The 21,865-nt window shown below is 50.7% G+C and carries 25 protein-coding genes; 16 read left to right on the forward strand and 9 right to left on the reverse strand.

Annotation, left to right across the window (positions count from 1 at the left end; translation table 11 throughout):
* Positions 1-39 precede the first annotated feature (39 nt).
* Positions 40-1,644, reverse strand: coding sequence for a helix-turn-helix domain-containing protein (locus tag NYE24_RS01990; RefSeq protein WP_342477899.1), 1,605 nt, complete (start codon positions 1,642-1,644; stop codon positions 40-42).
* A gap of 207 nt (positions 1,645-1,851) precedes the next feature.
* Here NYE24_RS01990 and NYE24_RS01995 point away from each other — a divergent pair, with 207 nt between their 5' ends.
* Together NYE24_RS01995 and NYE24_RS02000 are read left to right on the forward strand one after the other, a co-directional pair.
* Entirely contained in the window at positions 1,852-3,729 is a 1,878-nt protein-coding gene (locus NYE24_RS01995) for an ABC transporter substrate-binding protein (protein ID WP_342477900.1), read from the forward strand.
* Between the two features lie 5 nt (positions 3,730-3,734).
* Entirely contained in the window at positions 3,735-4,661 is a 927-nt protein-coding gene (locus NYE24_RS02000) for a hypothetical protein (protein ID WP_341024885.1), read from the forward strand.
* 136 nt (positions 4,662-4,797) lie between these two features.
* Here the strand turns inward: NYE24_RS02000 and NYE24_RS02005 are convergent, their stop codons facing one another.
* Positions 4,798-5,244, reverse strand: a complete 447-nt coding sequence (locus NYE24_RS02005; RefSeq protein ID WP_036694293.1) for an OsmC family protein — start codon at positions 5,242-5,244, stop codon at positions 4,798-4,800.
* A 334-nt stretch (positions 5,245-5,578) separates the two neighbouring features.
* On the opposite strand from NYE24_RS02005, the gene NYE24_RS02010 reads away from it, so the two are divergent.
* Positions 5,579-6,310, forward strand: a complete 732-nt coding sequence (locus NYE24_RS02010; protein ID WP_342477901.1) for an MFS transporter — start codon at positions 5,579-5,581, stop codon at positions 6,308-6,310.
* On the opposite strand, the gene NYE24_RS02015 is transcribed toward NYE24_RS02010, so the two are convergent.
* Complete coding sequence (locus NYE24_RS02015; RefSeq protein ID WP_342477601.1) at positions 6,223-7,086, reverse strand: IS3 family transposase; 864 nt, start codon at positions 7,084-7,086, stop codon at positions 6,223-6,225. The two genes, NYE24_RS02010 and NYE24_RS02015, sit on opposite strands and share 88 nt — an antisense overlap.
* 11 nt (positions 7,087-7,097) lie before the next feature.
* The gene (locus tag NYE24_RS02020) at positions 7,098-7,415 is read right to left on the reverse strand and encodes a transposase (protein WP_342477600.1); all 318 of its coding nucleotides are present in this window, start codon (positions 7,413-7,415) and stop codon (positions 7,098-7,100) included.
* A 59-nt stretch (positions 7,416-7,474) separates the two neighbouring features.
* On the opposite strand from NYE24_RS02020, the gene NYE24_RS02025 reads away from it, so the two are divergent.
* Positions 7,475-8,245, forward strand: a complete 771-nt coding sequence (locus NYE24_RS02025; RefSeq protein ID WP_342479184.1) for an MFS transporter — start codon at positions 7,475-7,477, stop codon at positions 8,243-8,245.
* A 119-nt stretch (positions 8,246-8,364) separates the two neighbouring features.
* On the opposite strand, the gene NYE24_RS02030 is transcribed toward NYE24_RS02025, so the two are convergent.
* Together NYE24_RS02030 and NYE24_RS02035 are read right to left on the reverse strand one after the other, a co-directional pair.
* The gene (locus tag NYE24_RS02030; protein ID WP_342479185.1) at positions 8,365-9,261 is read right to left on the reverse strand and encodes a sulfurtransferase; all 897 of its coding nucleotides are present in this window, start codon (positions 9,259-9,261) and stop codon (positions 8,365-8,367) included.
* A gap of 94 nt (positions 9,262-9,355) precedes the next feature.
* Complete coding sequence (locus NYE24_RS02035) at positions 9,356-9,637, reverse strand: hypothetical protein (protein ID WP_076154029.1); 282 nt, start codon at positions 9,635-9,637, stop codon at positions 9,356-9,358.
* Positions 9,638-9,974: 337 nt separating this feature from the next.
* On the opposite strand from NYE24_RS02035, the gene NYE24_RS02040 reads away from it, so the two are divergent.
* A complete protein-coding gene (locus NYE24_RS02040; RefSeq protein ID WP_051493382.1) occupies positions 9,975-10,880 on the forward strand; it encodes a phosphotransferase in 906 nt (301 codons plus the stop codon).
* A 44-nt stretch (positions 10,881-10,924) separates the two neighbouring features.
* Here NYE24_RS02040 and NYE24_RS02045 read toward each other — a convergent pair whose 3' ends face one another.
* Positions 10,925-11,860 (reverse strand): aminoglycoside phosphotransferase family protein, encoded by a 936-nt coding sequence (locus NYE24_RS02045; protein WP_076154027.1) that lies wholly within the window; start codon positions 11,858-11,860, stop codon positions 10,925-10,927.
* A 151-nt stretch (positions 11,861-12,011) separates the two neighbouring features.
* A complete protein-coding gene (locus tag NYE24_RS02050) occupies positions 12,012-12,383 on the reverse strand; it encodes a hypothetical protein (protein WP_036694287.1) in 372 nt (123 codons plus the stop codon).
* Between the two features lie 287 nt (positions 12,384-12,670).
* Between NYE24_RS02050 and NYE24_RS02055 the strand changes: the two genes are divergently transcribed.
* Genes NYE24_RS02055 through NYE24_RS02075 form a run of 5 tightly spaced genes read left to right on the forward strand, consistent with a single transcriptional unit; the run spans position 12,671 to position 16,202 of the window.
* Entirely contained in the window at positions 12,671-13,645 is a 975-nt protein-coding gene (locus NYE24_RS02055) for an ABC transporter ATP-binding protein (protein WP_036694538.1), read from the forward strand.
* Entirely contained in the window at positions 13,638-14,384 is a 747-nt protein-coding gene (locus NYE24_RS02060) for an ABC transporter permease (RefSeq protein WP_036694285.1), read from the forward strand. The genes NYE24_RS02055 and NYE24_RS02060 overlap by 8 nt, the downstream gene beginning before the upstream one ends.
* Positions 14,384-14,767: a GntR family transcriptional regulator gene (locus NYE24_RS02065; RefSeq protein ID WP_342477902.1), complete on the forward strand. Its 384-nt coding sequence runs from the start codon at positions 14,384-14,386 to the stop codon at positions 14,765-14,767. The genes NYE24_RS02060 and NYE24_RS02065 overlap by 1 nt, the downstream gene beginning before the upstream one ends.
* Positions 14,768-14,772: 5 nt before the next feature.
* Positions 14,773-15,474 carry an ABC transporter ATP-binding protein gene (locus tag NYE24_RS02070; RefSeq protein WP_076154025.1) on the forward strand — a complete coding sequence of 234 codons (702 nt, stop codon included), beginning with the start codon at positions 14,773-14,775 and terminating at the stop codon, positions 15,472-15,474.
* Positions 15,468-16,202, forward strand: a complete 735-nt coding sequence (locus NYE24_RS02075) for a hypothetical protein (protein WP_036694282.1) — start codon at positions 15,468-15,470, stop codon at positions 16,200-16,202. Before NYE24_RS02070 ends, NYE24_RS02075 begins: the two co-directional genes overlap by 7 nt.
* 102 nt (positions 16,203-16,304) lie before the next feature.
* On the opposite strand, the gene NYE24_RS02080 is transcribed toward NYE24_RS02075, so the two are convergent.
* The gene (locus NYE24_RS02080; protein WP_235218399.1) at positions 16,305-16,580 is read right to left on the reverse strand and encodes a PilZ domain-containing protein; all 276 of its coding nucleotides are present in this window, start codon (positions 16,578-16,580) and stop codon (positions 16,305-16,307) included.
* 247 nt (positions 16,581-16,827) lie between these two features.
* Between NYE24_RS02080 and NYE24_RS02085 the strand changes: the two genes are divergently transcribed.
* From NYE24_RS02085 to NYE24_RS02110, 6 genes are all read left to right on the forward strand, one after another.
* Complete coding sequence (locus NYE24_RS02085; RefSeq protein ID WP_342477903.1) at positions 16,828-17,433, forward strand: pentapeptide repeat-containing protein; 606 nt, start codon at positions 16,828-16,830, stop codon at positions 17,431-17,433.
* A 186-nt stretch (positions 17,434-17,619) separates the two neighbouring features.
* The gene (locus NYE24_RS02090; protein ID WP_342477904.1) at positions 17,620-19,251 is read left to right on the forward strand and encodes a diguanylate cyclase; all 1,632 of its coding nucleotides are present in this window, start codon (positions 17,620-17,622) and stop codon (positions 19,249-19,251) included.
* Positions 19,252-19,910: 659 nt separating this feature from the next.
* Complete coding sequence (locus NYE24_RS02095) at positions 19,911-20,714, forward strand: glucosaminidase domain-containing protein (protein WP_036694277.1); 804 nt, start codon at positions 19,911-19,913, stop codon at positions 20,712-20,714.
* 5 nt (positions 20,715-20,719) lie between these two features.
* Positions 20,720-21,001: a holin gene (locus NYE24_RS02100; protein ID WP_342477905.1), complete on the forward strand. Its 282-nt coding sequence runs from the start codon at positions 20,720-20,722 to the stop codon at positions 20,999-21,001.
* A gap of 129 nt (positions 21,002-21,130) precedes the next feature.
* The gene (locus tag NYE24_RS02105) at positions 21,131-21,553 is read left to right on the forward strand and encodes a hypothetical protein (protein ID WP_036694275.1); all 423 of its coding nucleotides are present in this window, start codon (positions 21,131-21,133) and stop codon (positions 21,551-21,553) included.
* A 154-nt stretch (positions 21,554-21,707) separates the two neighbouring features.
* A complete protein-coding gene (locus NYE24_RS02110; RefSeq protein WP_209873522.1) occupies positions 21,708-21,842 on the forward strand; it encodes a YjcZ family sporulation protein in 135 nt (44 codons plus the stop codon).
* Positions 21,843-21,865 lie beyond the last annotated feature (23 nt).

Raw genomic sequence — 21,865 nt, forward strand, 5'->3', positions numbered from 1 at the left:
AATCCGTCTGATTCGACTATTGACTATCACGCCAATATTTCATGTCCGATTACGCCAGAGTGTCAGTGCGGAGTCGAGAGCCAGCTCTTGAGTGAACGAGTTATACTCTGTCCAAGGGTAGGGAGGGAGGTGCCCGATACGTGAAAACCCTGCGGGATCTGGGAGCAGCAAGGACGCTCTGTCCCGGAATGCAGACCAAACGGCCTGCGCAGCAGCATCCTCATCCACAATAAACAGCAGCTTGTCCGCATCTGACGACCATAGCGCATCCGGGGTTATGGTCTGATTACTTAGCTTACGGTCCACAACGGACGCCGGGATAAAATGCAGATCATCATAGAACACCTCAGCTAAGCTTCGCGCAGATAGCACGGTGATGGACTGCCTGGATATGCGGGCAAGGAGCAGCTTGCCCATGGCGGATCCTTGACCCAATTTTGCCCGGATGCTCTGGGCCTTGCGCTCATAGTTATTCAGCCAAGCAACTGCTTCCGGCGCCCGGCCCACGCATTCTGCAATGAAGTGTAATTGCGAGCGCCAATCTGTCTGGAGCGGAGACACAAGGAACGTGGGTGCAATTGCCTGAAGCTGCGGAACCATCCTCCGGCTTACCGACGTCTCCAGCCCGAGAATGTAATCAGGACGGAGAACGCTAAGCTGCGCTAGGCGGAGAGACTCCTGCTTGGCAAGCGGCAGCGCCGCATCCGTCTCATATTTTCGCCGGTAATATTCAGCCCAGGGATGGTCCGCAGGAGCTGCGCAGGGAATAATATTCAGGGTAAGCAGCGACCCGATGAGGCTGCCGTGACAAACTGCGATTTTGAGCTTGGCATTGCGCATGAAGGTGGCCGGCGCGACCCCGGTAATCTGCTTGAATTTGCGCCGGAAGTAAGGAACATCCTTGTAACCCACATAAGCCGCAATATCCTTCAGCTCATAATTCGTCTGCGGCAGCATCAGGCTCCGTGCTTGTCTGATCCGGTATTCGGTCAGGTACTCGACCGCGCTGAGACCATAGGTCTGCTTGAACAGCCGGATGAAATGCCTGACGCTGGTGCCTGCTTCAGCAGCAAGCAGACCGATGGACAGCTCTTCACGGTAATGCTGCTCTATATAGAGCTTAGCCCGCTCCATGGCAGTGGCGGTATCGCTTGGCTGCATCTGTCCGGCACTGCTCAGCAGACTGTGCAGCAGCTCATAGAACCGGCTCTGGGCAAGCAGACGCTGCAAGGGGTTCTGGCTTCCCATGTAACCGGTGATGGACTCACAAAGTTTGCTGTATGTAATCGTTGACTGAATGGCTATGTTTCCTTCCAGGGGGACGGGGAGATGAAGCTCAGCCGGTCGGGTAGGTTGCTGTTCTTCCGGTATACTATGCTGGCTATACACATCGAACCGCAGGATGTATACACTTTGTTCGCCTGTGGTCTCCATTGAGGCCTCGATTAATTGCCCCGGCTGACAGAAGAACGCACTTCCCGCTCTCAGCTCGCAGTATTTGCCGTCCACCGTGATGGAGCCTTGCCCCGCAATGGGTATCAGCAGCATATACGATTTCAGAAATTGCAGCCGCAGCGGCCACTCTCCCCCTGGATTACTGCCATGCATAATACTCTGAAGCCTGAACCACATCTGATCAAGCATTCCAAAGGGTTCCGAAGGGGGGAGGCTATTCTTATCGTTCATTCGTTGCACCGCCTTTCTGTTATATGCAGCTTAATTTCATGGAATTTATTATAGCTCACTTGGGAGGTATATTCTAAGATGTGGAACTGCTGTATTGTGAATGATAATGGTTATCAATTATAATAATAGAAATTTACAGTGGACGGCAGCCAGGGGGAAGTACTTGTGAGATTCAATAGATCAGACAGTATTCGGGCATGGAATCATGTACCGGTTAGAATTATGGATATCCGTCATATGAGCATGAGGCCGGGAGAGCAGGAGCGGTACGTTTTTCCGTCAAGTGTGTTTGTATTCACTAATCAGGGGGAGGCTGTCTTCCTGCTCGACGGGACCGGAGGTACTGCAGGACAATCACAGGTTATGCATGGCGGCAAAGGCGCCATTCTTCAAGTCGCCAGTCTGGGTCAACCGTTAGATTATTACCTCATTCTATACAAACCTTGGTCAGGCAGTGCCTTCACAGAAGCGCGCGGGGACGAGCCGGGTTCTTTTCAGCAGAGATACGCCTTCCCCGGGAGTGACCCATGGGTGATTCTGTCCCTGCTGGAGCGTATGCATCAGCTATGGAGGAGCGGAGGGGAGCTGGAACGGGTGCAGGTGCTGGGACTGTTCTACCAGTTTGTAGCCGAGCAATTCCGTCAGCTTGAGCTGGCGGGCGAGCAGGAGCCGGAGACAGATCTGGCAGAGCAGATCGCCCGTTATATCGGGGAATTCTATCATCAGCCTCTGTCCATGAGCGCTATGGCTAGGTTGTTTCATTACAGCACGCATCACTTAGTGAGGGTATTCAAGCGCAAATATCAGTGCAGTCCGATGGAGTACGTGAGCCGTACGCGGATGCAGCACGCCAAAAGCCTGCTGGCCAGGACGGATGCACCGATCCGCGATGTGGCTGAACGTGTGGGGTATACGGATTTTTATTATTTTAGCAGACTGTTCAAAAAGGTATATGGAGAGACCCCCGCACAGTTCAAAATGCACGCTCCGCTTCTGGAAGGTTCAAATCCTACCAAAGAAATGCCGGAATCGTTCATTGCTCGCCGGAGGGAAGCACGTTATATTGATATCGATGATAATCATTATCAATACAGAAGACGGAGTGTGAATGATTTGAAAGCTAGCCTTAAGCCCATGTTTATGATGTCCCTCTTGATCAGCTTGTCTGTGATGGTTGCTGGCTGCGGAGGCGGAAATACGAAGACTGCTGATGACAAAACCACCAAGTTGTTCACCGACGGCTTCGGCAGAGAGGTGGAGATTCCGGCAGAGCCGAGTCAGGTTGTTGCCCTCACTTACGGCGGGTATATGCTTCCGCTTGGCCTGAAGCCGGCAGGTGTTAACCAGGAGACACTGGAACAATATAAGGAAGAGATGGCGGATGTGGAGAATGTCGGCTCAGGAACAGGCAACGTGGAAGCCATCTCCGCATTGATGCCTGATCTGATTATTATCCCGGATTATCTGGGCCAAGATGTCATTGAGACCTATGAGAAGATTGCTCCGACCGTAGCAGTAGCCTGGGGCGGTGACCCGGATGTGGTGAACACCTTACGGACCATGGGCGAGATTATGGGCAAGCAGGAGGAGGCAGAGAAATGGATTGCATCGTTCGATAAGAAGCTGCAAGGTATCCGGGACAGCATCAACGTGAAGCTTGATGAAGGCACGACTGCCATCTCCTTCATTATTCATAACGGGGAGGTGCTGCTTGGAGGCGAGGGTGGCACCCTGGGCAAGCTGATCTATCAGGATTTCGGCTTCACCATGCCGGAGCAATTCAAGGAGTATGCTGACGGGGGAACGGCGCTGTCGATGGAGAGACTGGTGGACAAGCCGGCGGATTACTTTTTCACACAGATGACGGATGAAGAGCTGGACGCGATGTATGAGCTGTTCAAGGAGCCGGTCTACCAGAGCATCCCAGCGGTGAAGAACAACCGGATTATCAATGTCTCGCGCGCCAACTGGAACAACGGGCCTTACACGGTGGACCGGGGAGTGGATGCACTGATTGAGCAGGTGTCGAAGCTGCAGGAGTAGGAAGGGTGAATCTCGATATGAATCCATTTAATAGAAAAGTCAATGTTCCTTACGTCAAATTCCGTAAAGCCAACATCCTCCGAAACGACTCTACCCAGCATGACTGGCAGCACTGGGGCGGCTACCGTGATCAGATCCGGCAAGTTTTGGAGCAAACTCTGGAGCATAACCGCTGCGGGCGCGGGCATATTTTATTACTCGGAGCAGGGAACGGAAACGATGTGCCCATCTCGTACATCGAGTCTATATTTGAACGGATCACGATCGTCGATATCGATGAAAAAGCGTTGGACCGCTTTCTGGCCAAGTCGGCGCACCCGGAAAAATACGAACGAGCAATCATTGATCTGACCGGCGTAGGAAGAGAAGTGTCATCTCCGGATGACTTGAAAGAAAAGGTTGACGATTTGCTGCCAAAGGTGGACTTCTCGCCGCTGCACCCTCCTTTTGACGTGGTCATGAATTTATGCTTCACAACGCAGCTCATCTCCGCCTTTTTTTACAGGAAGAAAAATAGGGTTGTCCATCCGCCAGAATACAGCGCTCAGCTGGATCAGTTGCTTGAACGGATTCATATCAACATCTTTGAATCATTGTGGGGCCTCTTGGCATCGGACGGGGTGATTGTTCATTTAACCGATACTCTGCTGCTGCAGCACATGAAAACAACCGGCTATACCAGCCCGGCTACTTTTAAGACTCTGGAGCTGACGGGAGGGAATATCCGGGATAACTTGGACTTGATTTATGAGCATCTGCCGGAGCTGGCTAAACAAGGCTTATGCCTGCCGGGAGCATTTGTCCACGTTCATCCGCAAATTATGCAGTTGTATAAAGTTGAATTAAGGTTTTCGTTGCTGTGGGAGTTCGTCCATGACGAATATGAAGACAGGGATTACTTTGTGAGCGCGCATGTGCTGACCAAACTGTAGTAGAAGGTAGCCGGACCGGTCTTAGGTAGAACTGACGAAGGGGAGTGGGGGCTGCTAATCCGGATCGTTTGTAAGTTGTTAACAGGAAAGCCCCCAAACCCGCGTCCGACGCGGCTCCTCGGTTCTTATCGGTTGCTTAGCTTTCGATGATAATGCTGTCCAGCTTGAGATTAACCGGGTTTGCGAGCGTATCTCCAACTGGGCATTTGCTTTCCAGGAATCGTACAAATTCTTCAACCTGTTCTTTGGGTGAATCTGTTTTAATACGGAAGGTATACCGAATTTCTGAATAGCCCGGACGCACCTCCGACTTGTTGAAAAAGCCATCCAGATCAAGATCGCCTTCTACATCCACGAAGAAATCCTTGAGGTTCACGCCGAATTTAGGCGCATACACTCTGGCTACGATAGACTGACATGCTCCCAGCGAGGCCAGCAAAGCTTCGACCGGATTCATACCGGTATCAGTTCCGCCCAAGCTTTTGGGCTCGTCGATAATAAACTCAAAGCTTCGGGATGCTACTTTCACCTGGACTCCGTCTTGCAAATGCGCAGATGCTTTAAAAGTTTGGAGAGCGGTCATTTTTAAAATCTCCTTTTATGGTTTAGTTTATAATGATTTAAATCATACTTTTCCGCTGTGATTATTTTAAATTTAACGGACTATATTGTCAATCCTCAAATTACCAACTTGCCTATCTCTGGAACAGCGCGTGCGAAAATGCCGAAAAAGGGCCGTGAGCAGCCTGCCTTCCGGCAACCTGTGGATGTGATCCAGCCTGTAAGAACAGATTGACAATCTGTTCTTTTAAATATATTGTAGATATATTAAGTCTTTGATTGGATTCTTATATTTTAATTAAAGACTTGAAATATCTTCAATGTATTTAAATAGACGGGAGACAGGTGGAGTAACCATGAAGAGTAAGCCCGGTATCATCGTTTCATCATTGGTAATTGCGAATTTTCTTGGCCAGTTGATGCAAACCATGCTGAATACGGCGTTGCCGAGAATGATGCAGGATTTAGGGATTAATGAAGGGAAGGCACAATGGCTGATTACAATATATTATCTGATTGCAGGCATAACCGTGCCTATTGCCGGATTTTTGATCGGAAGATTCACTACGAGAGGGTTATTCTTTACTTCGGCAGGCGCCTTTGCCGCTGGAACCCTTCTTGCTGGAGGCTCTTCTGACTTCGCGTTCATCCTGATAGGACGAATGATTCAAGGGATCGGCGCTGGGTTATTAATGCCGCTGTTTCAGACCACGATTTTAAGAGTCTACCCTAAGGAAAAAATAGGTTCAGCAATGGGTTTAATAGGACTCGTTATGGGGCTCGCTCCGGCACTAGGCCCGACACTGTCGGGCTTAGTTGTTCAGGAGCACTCGTGGCGTATCCTCTTTTATGGAATCCTGCCTATTGGTATTGCCAATTTACTGTTAGCTGCTTTCTGTTTAAAGAATGTGGGGGAGAGCCATAAGGAAAAGCTGGACCTGAGATCCATTCTGTACTCAACAATAGGGTTTGCTTGGACCTCTGTCAAGAAAGTAGACACTCACGCAACAGATTTTGTAGTGAATTGTTTTGCAAAACGAGCGGGGGAAAGATACCCCAGCGCGCTGTGCATTCGCTTGCGGTTGTAATAAAACTCAATGTATTGAAAAATGGCTGTGTATGCTTGCTCCGGATCTTTGAAACGCGGGTTACAGTAAATGAGTTCCTTCTTTAAAAGACTATGCCAAGACTCAATACATGCGTTATCGTAGCAGTTTCCTCTGCGGCTCATGCTGGACTCCATATGGTACGTCTTTAACTGGTCGACATATTCTTTAGAGGTATATTGAGACCCACGGTCCGAGTGGTGCAGCAGCCCCTTGCCAGGTTGCTTTGCAGTGTATGCTGCCTGTAAGGCGTCCAGAACCAGACGGGTTTCCATGTGGTTGTACAACCGCCACCCTACGATTTCACGCGTGCATAGATCCATCACGCTGGCCAGGTACAAGCGCCCTCCCCGGCAAGGGATATACGTGATGTCGGTCACCCATACGGTATTGGGTTTCAGTACTTTAAAGTTTTGATTCAGCGTGTTCGGTGCAATAGGGTTGTTATGCTTAGAGTCGGTGGTTTGTACACGGTAGGGCTTAGACACGACCGAGCGCAGCTGCATTTCTCTCATGTACACACTCACGGTACGTTCCGTGACCGTATAGCCTTCCTGATGCAACAGACGGGTGATTTTCGGACTCCCATACCGCTTTTGGTGGTCGTCAAAATGATATTGGATTCGCTTCTGCACCGCAGCCTTGTGGAGTTCTTGTGGGCTGGGTTTGGCGTTATACCACTTGTAATATCCGCTCCTGGACACCTGTAGAATGATGCACATCTTCTCCAAGCGAAACTCGGAGCGATGCTTCTTCATGAACTGGAATCTTAATTCCTTGGTTTGCTGAAGATGTGCACTGCTTTTTTTATGATCGCTAATTCTTCCTTTGTATCGGCAAGTTGGACGTCTTTTTCCTGGAGCTGGCGGCGCATCTCTTGGAGCTCTGCTTCAAGTTCCCGTACCCGATCCTTACTCGCGGCCGGTTCATTCTTTAGCTCCCGATATTGCCCCATCCATTGATGCAGTGTACTTTTCGGAATATCAAGCTCTTCCGCGATGTCACCAATGCTCTTCGTCTGTTCTTGAATGAACTTTACCGTTTGCTTCTTGTATTCTTCGTTGTAGCGTTGTCGTTGTTCTCCCACGTGAACACACCTCCGTTGCCCCTATTATCGCTCCGTCCGTTAACGGGTGTCCACTTTCTATTCTAGCTCCAGCTAGTCTGTTATATGGTGTGAATCTGGCTGGAGAGCAGGGAGCCTCCCTTATAATGGCAGGGATGGTTACGATAATTGGCATCTTGTTCATAACTCTATTCATTAGGCGGCAAATACAGTTGACGATCCCGCTGCTTGATTTCAACCTGTTCCGCAACCGGAGGTTCACAAGCGCTTCAATAATAGGAGTGCTGATGTTCATAGTCATGGTCGGTAGTGAGCTGCTGCTTCCGTTGTATGTACAGAATGTCAGGGGACTTACGCCTAGAGAGTCGGGTCTGATGCTGCTGCCGGGAGCACTGCTCATGGGACTGACTAGTGTATTTGCCGGCAGGTTATATGACCGCTATGGAATTCAGCTGATTCTCCGCGGTGGTTATATCCTCATAGCTGGGATTACCTTGCTCTTGCCGCTTATGATATCTATTCAATCTTCCATCCCGCTTTTCGCTATAGCGTATACCTTTCTTATGGTTGGAATTGGATGTATCATGACACCCGTTACTGCGTATACGATGGCTAGTGTACCTGTACAAATGATTACCCATGCTTCTCCAATGACCATTTCGATCCGCTCGTTAGCCAGTTCCCTCGGAGGCGTTTTTCTGATTGCAATCATGACTCTATCCAGGAATAACACTTCATTAGTCGGTATGGAGAACATACTGCTTGGCTTTCACATGGCATTTTGGAGCTTGACTGTAATTGCCGCCGCAGGTTTAATCCTTTCTTTCAATTTAAAGGGACAAAATTCATGATGCTAAATTATATTTAGCACTTTATATTATGTTATAAAGTAGAGTCAGGTACTCTGTAAGAACCATACATCGCATAACTCCAGCACAAAAAGCCCGCGTCCGACGCGGGCTCTTAAACGTTACTCTTCCTCAGTGGCAATAGGATTTGCCGAAAAGGATATCCAATCACTCCAGCTCCCCGCATACAGCCGCACATTATTGAATCCAGCCTTCTCCAGTGCCAGGATGTTCGGGCAGGCGGTTACGCCGGAGCCGCAGTAGACGATGATCTCCGCATCCTTGCTCAGTCCGGCGAAATGCTCCTGAAGCTCATCCGCGCTCCTCCAGCTGCCGTCTGCGTTCTGCGTGTCTTTCCAGAAGTAGTTGAGCGCGCCGGGGATATGGCCGGCCTTCTTATCAAGAGTCTCATTCTGGCCGTGATAGCGGTCATTGGCCCGGGAATCGATCAGCACGGGAAGAGTAGGTACGGTATCCGCAACGTTGACGTCATTCCTAGACTTAGCGCTAGCATTATTAACTGTCTTCTCCGACACCTCCCGCACCTCCTCAACTCCCGCCAGCATCTGCGGCTGAACATTAGCTGTAAAGGTACTAGGCACCCGTACCGGCTGGTGATCCGTCACCGGATATTTCCCCTCTTTCCACTGGCTGAAGCCGCCTTCCAGAATGTATACCTGCTCATGCCCCAGGTAACGCAGCAGCCACCACAGACGGGCGGTGTTCATGCCGTTCTCATCGTCGTAGGCGACAATGCGAGTATCATTGCCGATGCCGAGCTTCGAGAGCCTGGCGGCCAGCACCTGCGGGTCTGGCAGGGGATGGCGTCCGCCATGTTCGCCTACAGGAGCAGACAGATCCAATTCCAAATCGAGATAGACCGCGCCTGGAATATGCTCTTGTTCATAGCTGTCTCTGCCGGCCCCGGGCTTGTCCAGGGTGAACCGGCAGTCCACGATGGTCTGCTCCGGCTCATAGAGTCTGGCGAGCAGCCAGCGTTTGTTAACGGTTGCGTCCATATGTATCCCATCCTTTGCTTGTATCATTTGGATTATATTATAGCGGATAATCAGCCGCTCCGCATATTATCGAACTGGTGCAAGCATGGGCTTATCAGATCCGGAGTGATCGTGATAGTGAGCGGGCTGCGATCCTATACAGTTTTACCAGAAACAAAAAAAGCTCAGGACTCGCCTGAGCAATTGCGAACGTTGTTGTGAAATTCAGAGTTTCAGCTATCCCCTCCGGGCCGGAATCTGTGATGCTGTAGGCATTGACAACAATTGGTTCGAGCCTTGCAGCGGTTGTATTGGTGATGCGAAGCTCGACAAACTGTGAGATTACTGTTCCAGTAGGTTCAAGGTTGGGCACTGCACCGATAGTATAAATTGGCATTTGCAAGTCCTCCTTTTCTCTTGATAATGCAATGTATGTAAATTTGATAGATTGTTTTGTATAATTGTCTTTCGTTAACTAAAAAAGGCGACTGGATCAGAGGATAGCGAACCGCCCCAATCCTAGTAGAGTTGACAGCGCAGTATCCGGATTCTACAATTGCTTCTGAACGTACAGGTGGAAACGGCTTTACCGTCCTTTTAGGGACGGCACCGTTTCAGCGAGAAATAGAAGGATAATTTATAACGTGAAACATATAAATTCTATATTTTAAGAAAGGGGGCATAAGCCTACGGAAGCTACATGGAGTCAGGCCTGGCCTGAATGGAAGGGTACGCTGTGCAAACGGAGCGGAGGCTGGAATAATACAACGTATTTTGTGGAGAGCGGGGAACGCCGAGCTGTGCTGCGCGTCTATGATACACATAGAGACAGGAATAAAATAGAGTTCGAGCATACTATCCTGCAGAAGCTAAACGCATTGAATCTTCCTTTTACAATACCTGTTCCGATTCTTACCGTTACGGGGGAGACGTTAGTACAATTGGAGGATGGCACAGATAAATTTGCCTGCCTGTTCAGGTATATTGAAGGAGAATCTCCCACCGAACAGGATTTTGGCTTCTATGATTCGCTCGGAGAGGCGGCAGGCACATTATCCGTTGCCCTGACTAAGGTGGAGACAGGGATAGCCCCAGTATACCGTCCATACTATGAGCTGCGGACCTCCTATCCGCTGTGCACCCGTGAAGCGCTACATGGTCTGGTGACGGACCCGCCTGAATCTCTGAAGGAGCTGCTGCCAGAGCTGACAGTATTAGTGGAGGCCTACGACAATGTGGCTGACTCGCTGGAACAGCTTCAGAGCCTGCCGCATCAGCTGGTGCACGGCGATCTGAATGCTTCCAACCTGCTGGTGGATGGAGCGGATACTACCCGGGTGACGGCACTGCTGGATTTTGAATTTTGCACCAGGGATGTAAGGGTTATGGATGCTGCAGTAATTCTGTCGGCCTTGCTCAGTCATGAGGAATCGGAGAAGGTCATTCGTGATTTCTGGAGGGGGTATAATCGCATAGTCTCGCTGACTCCCGAAGAACTGGCGGCTATTCCGGTGCTTATGCTCCTCCGTAAAATAGATGTGTTCCTGCATTTCGTCACCCGTTACTGGGAAGGGACCGATGAGGTGAATGTCCTGCAGCAGCAGGTGAGGGAGCTGGCGGCAGAGGTCTCTGCGATGTAGGAGGGAAGCTTGCGCTCCCTTCAAGCTTCCTCAAGCAAGCTTTCTTACAGGAAAAGCTGCTGATTATGTATTCTTTTCATAAGCTCTCTGCCAGACCGGACGACTTCGGGTTGATGATGGTGAGTACCCCAGCAGATATCGCCGAGGGCCATTTTGATGCAGCATATTTGTATTTCAGCAGACTGGTCCTTAAGCACTTCAGGTCCATACCCTGCGAAATAGGCATCTCTGACTGACGGATGATCTATGAAATATCTGGCGAACAGAATGGAGAAGTTGTCCACAGCCAGCCCCCACAACATATTCTCGAAGTCGATCATTCCCGTCAAAATCCCCTGGTCATTCACCAGCCAGTTGCCAGGCGTAGAGTCCCAGCTAATAGGCACAGGTGCGCTATGCCGGAGGATATGAACATTCTGAAGTGCCCAGTCTGTTAACCTTCGTTCATAGGCTTGCAGCAGCCCCTCATCAACACACTGAGAAGTTAAGTCCTGAATGGCAGCAGCAACATACTTCACCGGGTCAGCGTTGTGACTTAGCTCTATCGGGTTTCCGTATTGATCGGGGCGGCCGAACCAGCGGCCTGTCTGCGATAGGTGCAGAATCTTCGTTAATTCACCTGCCTTATAAAAAGCGGCTTCAGCAGCACTCGGGCTTAGTGCCGTCTCTCTCATAATGGACCCATCGATTGCAGTAATTAGTATAGCCTGCCAACCCTCCCCCTCGTAAGCAGCCATTAAATCAGGCACATACGACTTCAAGTGACCAACCCAATGACGGTATGCATAGACTTCCGGGTGCCATCTCTGTTTGCGGCTGTATGTTTTTATGTAATAACATTTAGAGTCCTGCTCGGCTTGCAGCTTCCAGACCCCGGTCCTTGCACTATTCTGTCTGTAATTCTCCAAGACTTGAAAGCTGCCAATGTCGGACTGTACCCGCCCGTACAACGCTGATGGATGGATATCCAGTGGATTCATGCTCTGCTGATCCTCCTTCATAATAAGTGTTAATCACTATTTTACAGTAATATCCTATCACAGGAAGTTCACTAATCCATAGATACAACAAGGCAGGGCACTCTCCGGCTGGGCGATACCAGAGGGTGCCCTGTTCAGTATGCGTATTCTGTTAGATTAAGCGGTAGCCTGCAGGAAGCTCCCCGCTGCTGCGGATACGGCGGATCTGATCCAGCGTCAGTCTCTGGTTGGTGGAGATGATCGACTCTACGTCATTGCCGGAGATGAAGTCATCCAGATCGCGGAGGCTGTGGTTGCCGCGAAGCACGCGGAAGCTGCCTCTGAAGCGGGTTCTGCTGAACAGAACGAGCGTAGCATTGCTGCTGGTCGAGAAGAAGCGGAGGCTTTCGATGCCATCCAGAATATTGTCCGTATTGCGGATACCGAGATTGCCTCTGTAGATTCTGCTTCTTCCCCGAAAGTTTTCTTCACTGTACACGGTCAGTCTTGGAAAAGTCTGCGAGATGTGCACCTCTTTATTCATGTGAACTCCTCCTTGAAGCGGTTTTGGCAAAAGCAGCATGATACTGCCATCTGCAATACTATTCTATGTATGCTGATAGAGACTGGTATGGTTAGAACCCCTGCACGGATAGCCTGTTTAAATACAGCTTCAGGAAATTTTTCACAAACCTGCTTTACAAAACGAAATCCCTAGTGTACTATTTAACTAACACACCGACACAACGTTGGAAAATACAGATGTTCCAGCTCAGCACCAACCCGTGGATTGAATATTCCACCTATACCGAACCGCACAAGGAGGCTGTCATGAATTCAACCGCTCTTAAGGCTCAGGGGCCGTCTGGCCCGGCGCAAGAACAAACCGTACTGGAAATGCAGGGCGTCAGTAAAGTGATTAAAGGTAAGGCGATTGTAGATAATCTTAGCTTCAAGATTCAGAAGGGAGAGATTGTCGGGCTGCTGGGACCGAACGGTGCCGGCAAAACGACCACCATCCGGATGATGACCGGACTGATCCGCATGAGCGGAGGGGATATTCTGATTCATGGACACAGCATCCGGAAGGAATTCAAGCAGGCGATCTCACAGATCGGGGCGATCATTGAGAATCCTGAGTTCTATCCGCATATGACCGGGTACGACAACCTGCTGCAATATTTACGCATGAGTGATGGAGCCGGGGTCTCGCGGATCAAGGAGGTTGTGGAGCTGGTGGGGCTGCAGGAGGCAATGAATAAGAAGGTTCGGGCTTACTCGCTCGGGATGCGCCAGCGTCTGGGGATCGCTCAGGCCTTGCTGCACTCACCGAAGCTGCTCATACTGGATGAACCGACCAACGGGCTGGACCCCGCCGGTATCCGTGAGATGCGCGACTACATGCGGAAAATAGCAGAGGTAGAGGGCATTGCCATTCTAATCTCCAGTCATATGCTGGCTGAGATTGAACAGATCTGCCACCGGGCGGTGGTTATTCAGAACGGTAAGCTTGTAACGGTGACACAGCTTACGGAAGCGCCGGAGGCGCGGAGCGAGGTAGCGCTTGCAATCCGGGTAGATAAGCTTGAAGCTGCTCGGACTGTGGCTGCAGCCTTGCAGGGCGTCAAGGTCACAGGAACGGATGAGGCCCGCTCCGAGCTGCATGTGCAGCTGCCGGATGGAGCCGTACCAGAGCTGGTGGCGGCACTTAGCGAAGCCAAGGTAGGGATTTACCGGATTACTGAGAACAGACAAAGTCTGGAAGAAGATTTCCTGAAATGGACAGGGGGCAACCGCATTGCGTAAATTTAATCTGCTTGTGCTGAATGAATGGCTCAAAATATCGAAGAAACGCAGCAATATCATTCCTTACGTCATTCTGCTGGTTCTGTCGCTGGCAGTGGGCTATATCACACGTACATTTGCTACGGATATCTATGCTTCAGCGGCGGATTTTACGGCGGATTCTCTTCAGCCCAGAGGCATTGGCCAGATTCTGGCCATTCTGGTCATCGTCGGAACGGCGGGGATTGTATCCAGAGAATACAGCCAGGGAACGATCAAATTTCTGCTGATCCGTGCCCGCAGCCGCACCGCAATCCTGGCTTCCAAATATGTAACTGTACTGCTGTATACACTTAGCATGCAAGTAGTTGCAGCGGTTGCGCTGTTCCTCACAGGCGCGGTCTTCTTCGGACTTAGCGGAGGTGACGCGGGAATAGGTGCGATCCTTGCTTCGCTGCTGTATTCAACTGTGTACTGTACCGTCTACGCCACAATCGGCTTCATGCTGGGGATTCTGACGAAGTCGACAGGCGTAACCATTGGGGCGACCATCTTCGCCACCACCATCGACAAGCTGGTCATTTCCCGCGAGTTCTACAAATATGTGCTGTTCCCTAATCTTAATCTCGCAGCCTACCAGGATGGCGGTGCTCCGATGCAGGGAATGACGCTGGGCTTCTCGGTTATCCTGCTGTGCATCTACATGACGCTGTTCCTGCTTGCAGGCTTCGCCGTCTTCAGACGCAGGGATGTTGCTTGATGGGGATCGAATTCGATAATAACCAGCCGATTTATCTCCAGATCATGAATTACATCAAGGGAGAGATTATCACCGGCAAGCTGAAGCCTGGAGATAAGATTCCTTCTGTCCGTGAATTGGCCGCTGAACTGCAGATTAATCCGAATACCGTACAAAGAACATTTCAGGAACTGGAGCGTGAGACCATCGTGGAGACCCGCCGCGGCATGGGCAGATATGTGACCGGAAGCGAAGAGACAATTATGACCGTTAAGAAGGAGATGGCACAGGATGTGCTGGACCGTTTTATCCGCGGCATGCAGGAGCTAGGCTTCCAGGGCGAAGATATTCTAACTGCAGTAGTAGAGAGCATTCATCAGCGGGACCAAGAACAGGGGGAGTAAGAAGAGTGGAGGATATACTTGACATTCAGAATGTGAGCAAACAGTTCGGGCCCAGACAGGCGCTGAACCAGGTTTCCTTCAAGCTGGGCAGCGGCACTATCACCGGTCTTCTGGGAAGCAACGGCAGCGGCAAAAGCACACTCATGAAGCTGATCTCAGGACTCGCCTGGCCCGGCTCGGGCCGGATCAGGGTCCTTGGCGTACCCGTGGGCGTAGAGAGTAAGAAGCTTGTCTCCTTCATGCCGGATGTGCCGGTCACAGAGTCATGGATGAATATTGGGGATGCGCTGAGATTCCAGCAGGATTTCTACCCGGATTTCGATCAGGCCAAGGCGCTGCGGATGCTGGATTTCATGAAGCTGCGCACAGCGGATAAGGTGCGGACGTTATCCAAAGGGATGAACGAACGCCTGCAGCTGACCTTAGCGCTCTCCCGCCGGGCCAGATTATATCTGCTGGATGAGCCGATTGGCGGCGTTGATCCGGTGGCGCGGACCAAAATTCTGAATGCGCTGATGGAGTTCTATGAAGAGGACAGCAGTATTCTGCTCTCTACGCATCTGGTGACGGATATTGAACGGATCTTTGATGAGGTGATTTTCCTGAAGGATGGGGAGATTGTACTGCATCGTCCGGTGGAGGAGCTTAGACAAGAGCACGGGAAAAGTGTAGATGAGCTGTTCAGAGAGGTGTTTGCCGAATGCTGAAGCTATTAAAATACGATCTTAAACGCCGCAAAGAACGCATTCTCGTCTTCATTGTCATTGCGTTGCTCGCTCAGGCCGGGCTGTGGATCTTCAGTGCAAAAATGGACGTGGATTTGGTCACCCTGAATCTGGCTGTTTACTGTATACTGGCCATCGCGATGATAATTATAGCGGTCACCGGATATTTCCGTAATCTTAAATCCTATCAGCGGCGGCTTTTGCCGGTTACTGCGCAACAAACGGTCCTGTCTCCCATGCTGCTGGCGCTGCTGCTGATCGGGGTGGTCATCCTTTTGGGTCTAGGCCATCTGGGGATTTATAAGCTGCTGTACACGATGGATTTTCTGCCCGGCAATCTGGTGACGGTCGGCTTCCGGGTATTGCTTCAATCGGTCTGGTCTATCTTTTTTTTAATGTTGATGGTGATGTTCTCCTTTACCGTTGCCTACAGTCTGCGCATGAAAGGGAGAGTCTGGGTTGGCATTGCCCTTGTGACCCTACTGCAGAACGGAATAGGTTATCTGGAGAAGGTGCTCTTTGACACTTATTTCATTGGTTTAGATAGTCCTTTTAACTTCAAAATATACCCTGTAAGACCCCAGTCCGGCAGTGATTTCACAATAAAATATCTTCCGATAAATCAAGGGGCGCTGCTGTTTGAAGTGGCGATGGTGTGCCTGATGATCTATGGAATGGTTGCACTGGTGAAGAGAAGAATAGAAGTATAGGAGAAGGGTAACAGAGGGATAGAACATTGTTCGTATTTCACGCAAGCAAGGCTCCTAATCAGCCTTGCTTGCGTTTGTGTGCATCGATAAGGGGAGGATTGGCTACAAGCCTTGTGCGCTTCTTCCGCTGGTCCAGAGCTCGAGCTCCCGCAGCAGCTGTTCTTCCTCGTCTTCCTGCAGGTCCAGCCTTACCCCGTACTGGTATTGTCCCAGACCGAACATCCAGCCCCAGCGGACACTGCCTTCGTACTGTAGCTTCTCTTCCGCCAGCTGAAAATGAATAATCAGCTTCGTATCCCCTGCGGTGAAGCGGAGGTTCAGCGAGGTGCGGACCTTGCAGCCGGAGCGGCTAAGGTCAAGCAGGATACCTTCAGTCAATTTTCCCGCTCCCGGTCCCGAATTACTGGCGGGAATTTCAAGCCAGCAATCGATGGGCTGGTTCATTACATATCGGAATGGTTCTTTTCTGCTGGAGTCATCCATTATTTACCTCCGCGATTTTATTTGCTATTATATCGAATTGGTTCCACTTGAACAATCTCCTAAAGTAGTATAGTAAAGATTAATATAATATCTGTTATACCATACCTTTGCTCCAATACCCAGATAAAGAGGTGCTTAGACCATGTATCAGTATCATAACGAAACGTTTAATGAGCATAATTTCGATTACGCGGCTCTGCAGGATGGAGAAATAAACGGCTGTACCTTTGAGCGCTGCACCTTCCGGGGAGCTTCCATGGAAGAGATGACCTCCAGCGGCTGCCGGTTTGTAGATTGTGATTTCACCGGTGCCCTGATGAATGCTTCGCTGCACAGGGAGGGTGCGTTCACCAACTGCAAGTTTACCGGAGCGAATCTGTTCGTGGCGAAGTTCGAGAACTGCAAGATGGTGGGATCGGATTTCGCCAATGCTTATATGGACGGAATTACACTGACCGGAGGAGACTGGGCCTATACGAATCTGCGCCATCTGAATCTCAGCAAGCAGGATCTGCGGGGCATCCGGTTCACCGAGGCTGACATGCAGGGCTGCGATTTGCAAAAGGCGGATCTGCGCGGGGCGGATTTAAGCCGGGTTCAGCTTGCCCAGTGTAAGCTTGCAGGGGCAGATCTGCGTGACGCCAAGCTGGAAGGGATTGACCTGAAGAGCCTTGACCTCAAAGGTGTGCGGCTGGATGTGGAGCAGGCTGTGCTGCTGGCCCGCTCTATGGGAGCGAAGGTAGGTTAACGCGTAAGGGCTAAATGGTTAGAGCTTATAAGCATAATGAAGAAAAAACGGCCGTGTGCCGGAAGCCGTATTATATTTCTGCCGGACTCTTCCGATAAAGAAATATCGACCCTTTTCGACATGTTGCTGCAAGATATCTTCAGTGGTCGGAATCATGAACAAGGTCATCGGAAGAGGAGAGTATACATGTCATTAAGTCTTCGCACTTTATTTTCAACAGCATTTGCGGTTATTATCATACTGCTCACGGCTATGCTCAGCTATGTGATCGGCAACCGCTCCACCACTTCTGTGGAAGTCGGTATCGGTAGCTCCCTGGCCGCAGAGGCCAATCAAATGTCTGAGAAGCTTGATCATTTCATGTGGTCACGTTCCGGTGAGATAGAAGTTTTGAGTAAGCTGAATGCTTTTCAAGAGCCCGTGGAACCGGCAGAAGCCGGCGGATTGCTGAATCAGCTGAAGAAGAGTCTGCCTGTATTCACCTGGGTGGGCTTTCTGGATATGACAGGGAATGTGGTAGCTTCCACAGATCGGATTCTACAAGGGACGAATATCAGCCAGAGGCCGGTCTTTCAGCAGGCGCTCAAAGGAACCTTCATCGGGGATGTCCACGATGCGGTGCTGCTCTCTAAGCTGCTGCCTAACCCTACGGGGGAAGCCCTGCAGTTTGTTGATGTGAGCGTTCCGGTGATGGATAAGCAAGGACAAACAAGCGGCGTGCTGGCGGCACATCTTAGCTGGGAGTGGTCACGCGAGGTCGAGGCCTCCATAGTGAATCCGCTCAAGGGACGGCTTAAGGGCGTGGAGGTGTTCGTGGTCAGCAAGAAGGATGACACTATTCTGCTGGGACCCGAAGCCTTCACTGGTAAAAGAATGACGGATGCGGTCCTGCAGCAGGCCCGCAGCGGCAAGAGCTCTTACGTAATTGAACAGGAGCGGGGCCGTGACTCCTATTTAACGGGATACGCCTACGGTGATGGTTACATGAACTACCCGGGACTTGGCTGGACGGTAATCATCCGTCAGCCGGCAGACATCGCTTTTGCCTCGGTTCATCAGCTTGAACGCTTCATATTGATCAGCGGTCTGCTTACCGCAGCAGTCTTCGCACTAATCGGCTGGCTGCTGGCCGGATGGATCAGCCGTCCGCTGAGGGATATCACCCGTACAGCCGACCTGCTCAGCTCCGGCGCCGATGTGGAGATCCCGGCCTCTACCCGTTTCAAGGATGTGGCGATTCTGTCGGCCTCGCTGCGGAGCCTGGTGAACAACCTGACCAAGACAGAGACCAAGCTGAGCTATATGTCGGACATGGCGCTGCATGATAAGCTTACCGGCTTGCCCAACCGGGCAGCGCTGGATGAGTTTCTCACCCATGCGGTCAGTAAGGCCAAGCAGAAACGGACGACACTAAGCTTTTTGTACATGGATCTGGACGGCTTCAAAAAAGTGAACGACAGCTTTGGCCATGCGGTTGGAGATGCTCTGCTGCAGGAGGTTGCCTTCCGGCTGATGGATTGTACGCGGGACAATGAGATCGTTGCCCGGTTGGGCGGGGATGAATTCGTGATTATTCTGAATACCTCGGCGGCCAAACCGATGAAGGAAGCGGAGGTGGTGGCTTCGCGGATTATCAGCAAGATCAACCAGCCGATTGTGATCAAAGGCGAGGAGCTTCATGTAGGCTGCAGCGTAGGTGCTGCTGTATGGACTCCGGACGGCGGAGATACCACCCTGACCCTGCGGCTCGCAGATGAAGCGCTATATATCTCCAAGCGGAGCGGGAAGAACCGGATCACCTTCGAGGCGGCATCTTAGGATCAGCAATCACAAGCAGACAGTAACAACTAACAACCTTTTATCAGCAGGACAGGGGGCTCCTCTTGTGCCGGATAAAAGGTTGTTTGACGTTATCTCGCTACTGTCAGCGTAACCGCTTACGTGGATTGGACCATCTTTTTATCCACAGGAATCCTTCGTCATCCCGGAAAAACTTAATGCCTATCCAGCTCAGTGGTGTCCAAATTTCCTTGAAATAATATGAAGGCATAGTAAATTAGTCCCTCCGATATAGTTAATTGTTACTAGTTTAAGCCAGGATAGAAGATTTAACAATACATTTTATTACATATTAATCCCATATTCTGCGTTCGCTCAGTTTTTTTGGGACTACAGGCATATGATGAAGAGGAATTGAAGCTGGGCATGTGCGTAAGAAAGGAGGGCTATTGATGAATGGAGGTCTGAGAACGTCAACGGCTACCATACTGGTATTGTTTATTTTGCTGATTATTATCCTTAGCGTATTTTAGCGGAAGGGGATCTAGGGGGTTATTGAAACAGTGCCGGGGCATCCGCTCCGGCACTGTTTGCATACGTATAAGCCGCAGCTCGCTTCCATATACATCATAACAGGGATAAGCACAGGCAGTTTGGCAGGGCGGCGCATTTAATATAGTAGGAAAGGAAGTGATGCAATGACAAGCTCCGAATTTATCACCCGGATCGCTTCCTTCGCTATAGCCGATATGCAGAGCAGCCATATCGCAGCTTCGCTGACGATTGCCCAGGCGGCGCTGGAATCCGGCTGGGGAACGAGCGGCTTGACGCAGAAGGCCAATAATCTGTTCGGCATCAAGGGCAGCGGGCCTGCGGGCACCCTGCCGTTCCTGACAACGGAATACAGGAACGGCCAAGCTGTACAGGTAACTGCTCCATTCCGTTCGTATAATAACTGGGGAGAATCTATAGCGGATCATTCCGCGCTGATTACCGGGGGAGTCTCCTGGAACCCCAAGCTGTACAGCAAGGCCATTGGAGTAGACGGCCAAACAGCTGCCCGCGAGATTGCTGCTGCAGGCTATGCAACGGACCCGGATTATGCAGCCAAGCTGATACAGATTATGAATTCATATAACCTGTATCAATATGACGAGCTGAAGGAGGATGAAGAGATGTCCGCTGAAGATAAACAAAAAATTGCGGCGCTGGAAACCGAGCTGCGGGAGCTGAAGGAGCTGCTGGCAGGACTGTCTGTCAGCAGAGATACACTGAAGACCGGCGTTCAAGAGCAAGGCCAGTCCATTAAAGGTGTAGCGGAGCGGCTGGCTGTCATTGAGGGTCGTACAGTGATGAATGTGCCAGCCTGGGCTGAGCCCGCAGTACAGGCAGCGTCAGCAGCCGGTCTGCTGGATACGCCATCCGGCGGCAGCTATGACTTTTACCGGATGCTGACCGTATTGAACCGCGCCGGTCTGCTGGTTACCAGCAAGGGGGCGTAGCCGTTATGTACAATGATGCACTTAATAGTGTACTAGCTTTTGCATCCGTATTGGCGGTATTCGTCATGGCGCTGGTGCAGCTCGTTAAGAACAGCGTGAACCTTCCGCGCAATGTGGTTCCTGCGGTGGGGCTGGTCATCGGCCTGCTGGTAGGAGCGACTGCGTACCCTTTTACAGATATGAATCTCATTCTTCGTCTATGGGCAGGAGGCTTGGCCGGATTATCGGCAACGGGACTATTTGAACTGGCGTTCAATAAGCGGAGTGGAACTACCAAAGGAGAGTAGGACAGTACCGGCTACGTGAGAGAACATAAACTGAGAGATAATAAAATAGGGTGCAAGGAATGGTAATTACATCCAATCAACTTGGTAGGAACGCAAATATACTAATAAAGAAGAAAGGAGGTGCTTGATATGGGAACTTATGTTGATGGAAGAACCTCACAGAATGCCAGTACTGCCAACTCTATTGCAATTCCAATTCTAGTAATTAATACTCCGCAGCTGTTCGGACAAATTGGCCTGATTACGGCTGGAGTAGGCACGAATCCACGTGTACTTCTGAAAGGAACAGTTTCGGTTTCGCTCCCTCTTGCACTGGTTGGCATCACTGTAACCATCGTTAGAGGAACGCTGGCTACGGACCCTGTCGTGTATTCCGCTACTTCCACTTTCAGCCTTAGTGTTCTGGCTCCGCAGGTGATCACCTTCTCTGCAGATGATTTCCTCCCGACGATTACTCCGCAGTTAACCTATACTGCGTTTATCAGCTCGAATCTTTTGGGTACAATTCGTGTGGGTCCGGAGAGCTTCGACGGCATTCTGGTGTCTGATTAATCAATGGGCTGTGGGACATCCTGCTCTGCTCTAACGTCCGGGCGGGCAGGATGCCCTTGTACATACGCCCCAAATTATGTCCTTTTCGCCCAATCTGATAAGGCCGCTTGCTCATATGCTATTCTGTAGTCAACATTATGAAGGAGGTAATCTCATGGGTGCAGATTGCGGATACGGTGGCAATGTAGGCGGCGTGAATACTTGTGGAGTAAGTCCTTGGACATCGACAGGCGCGATTCTGGTTCTTTATATCCTGCTCGTTATTATTCTGAGTGCCTGCTTCTACTAGGAGATCCAATCAGTCAGCGCGGT

Source organism: Paenibacillus sp. FSL H7-0350, assembly GCF_038593195.1.
Lineage (GTDB): Bacteria > Bacillota > Bacilli > Paenibacillales > Paenibacillaceae > Paenibacillus_AQ.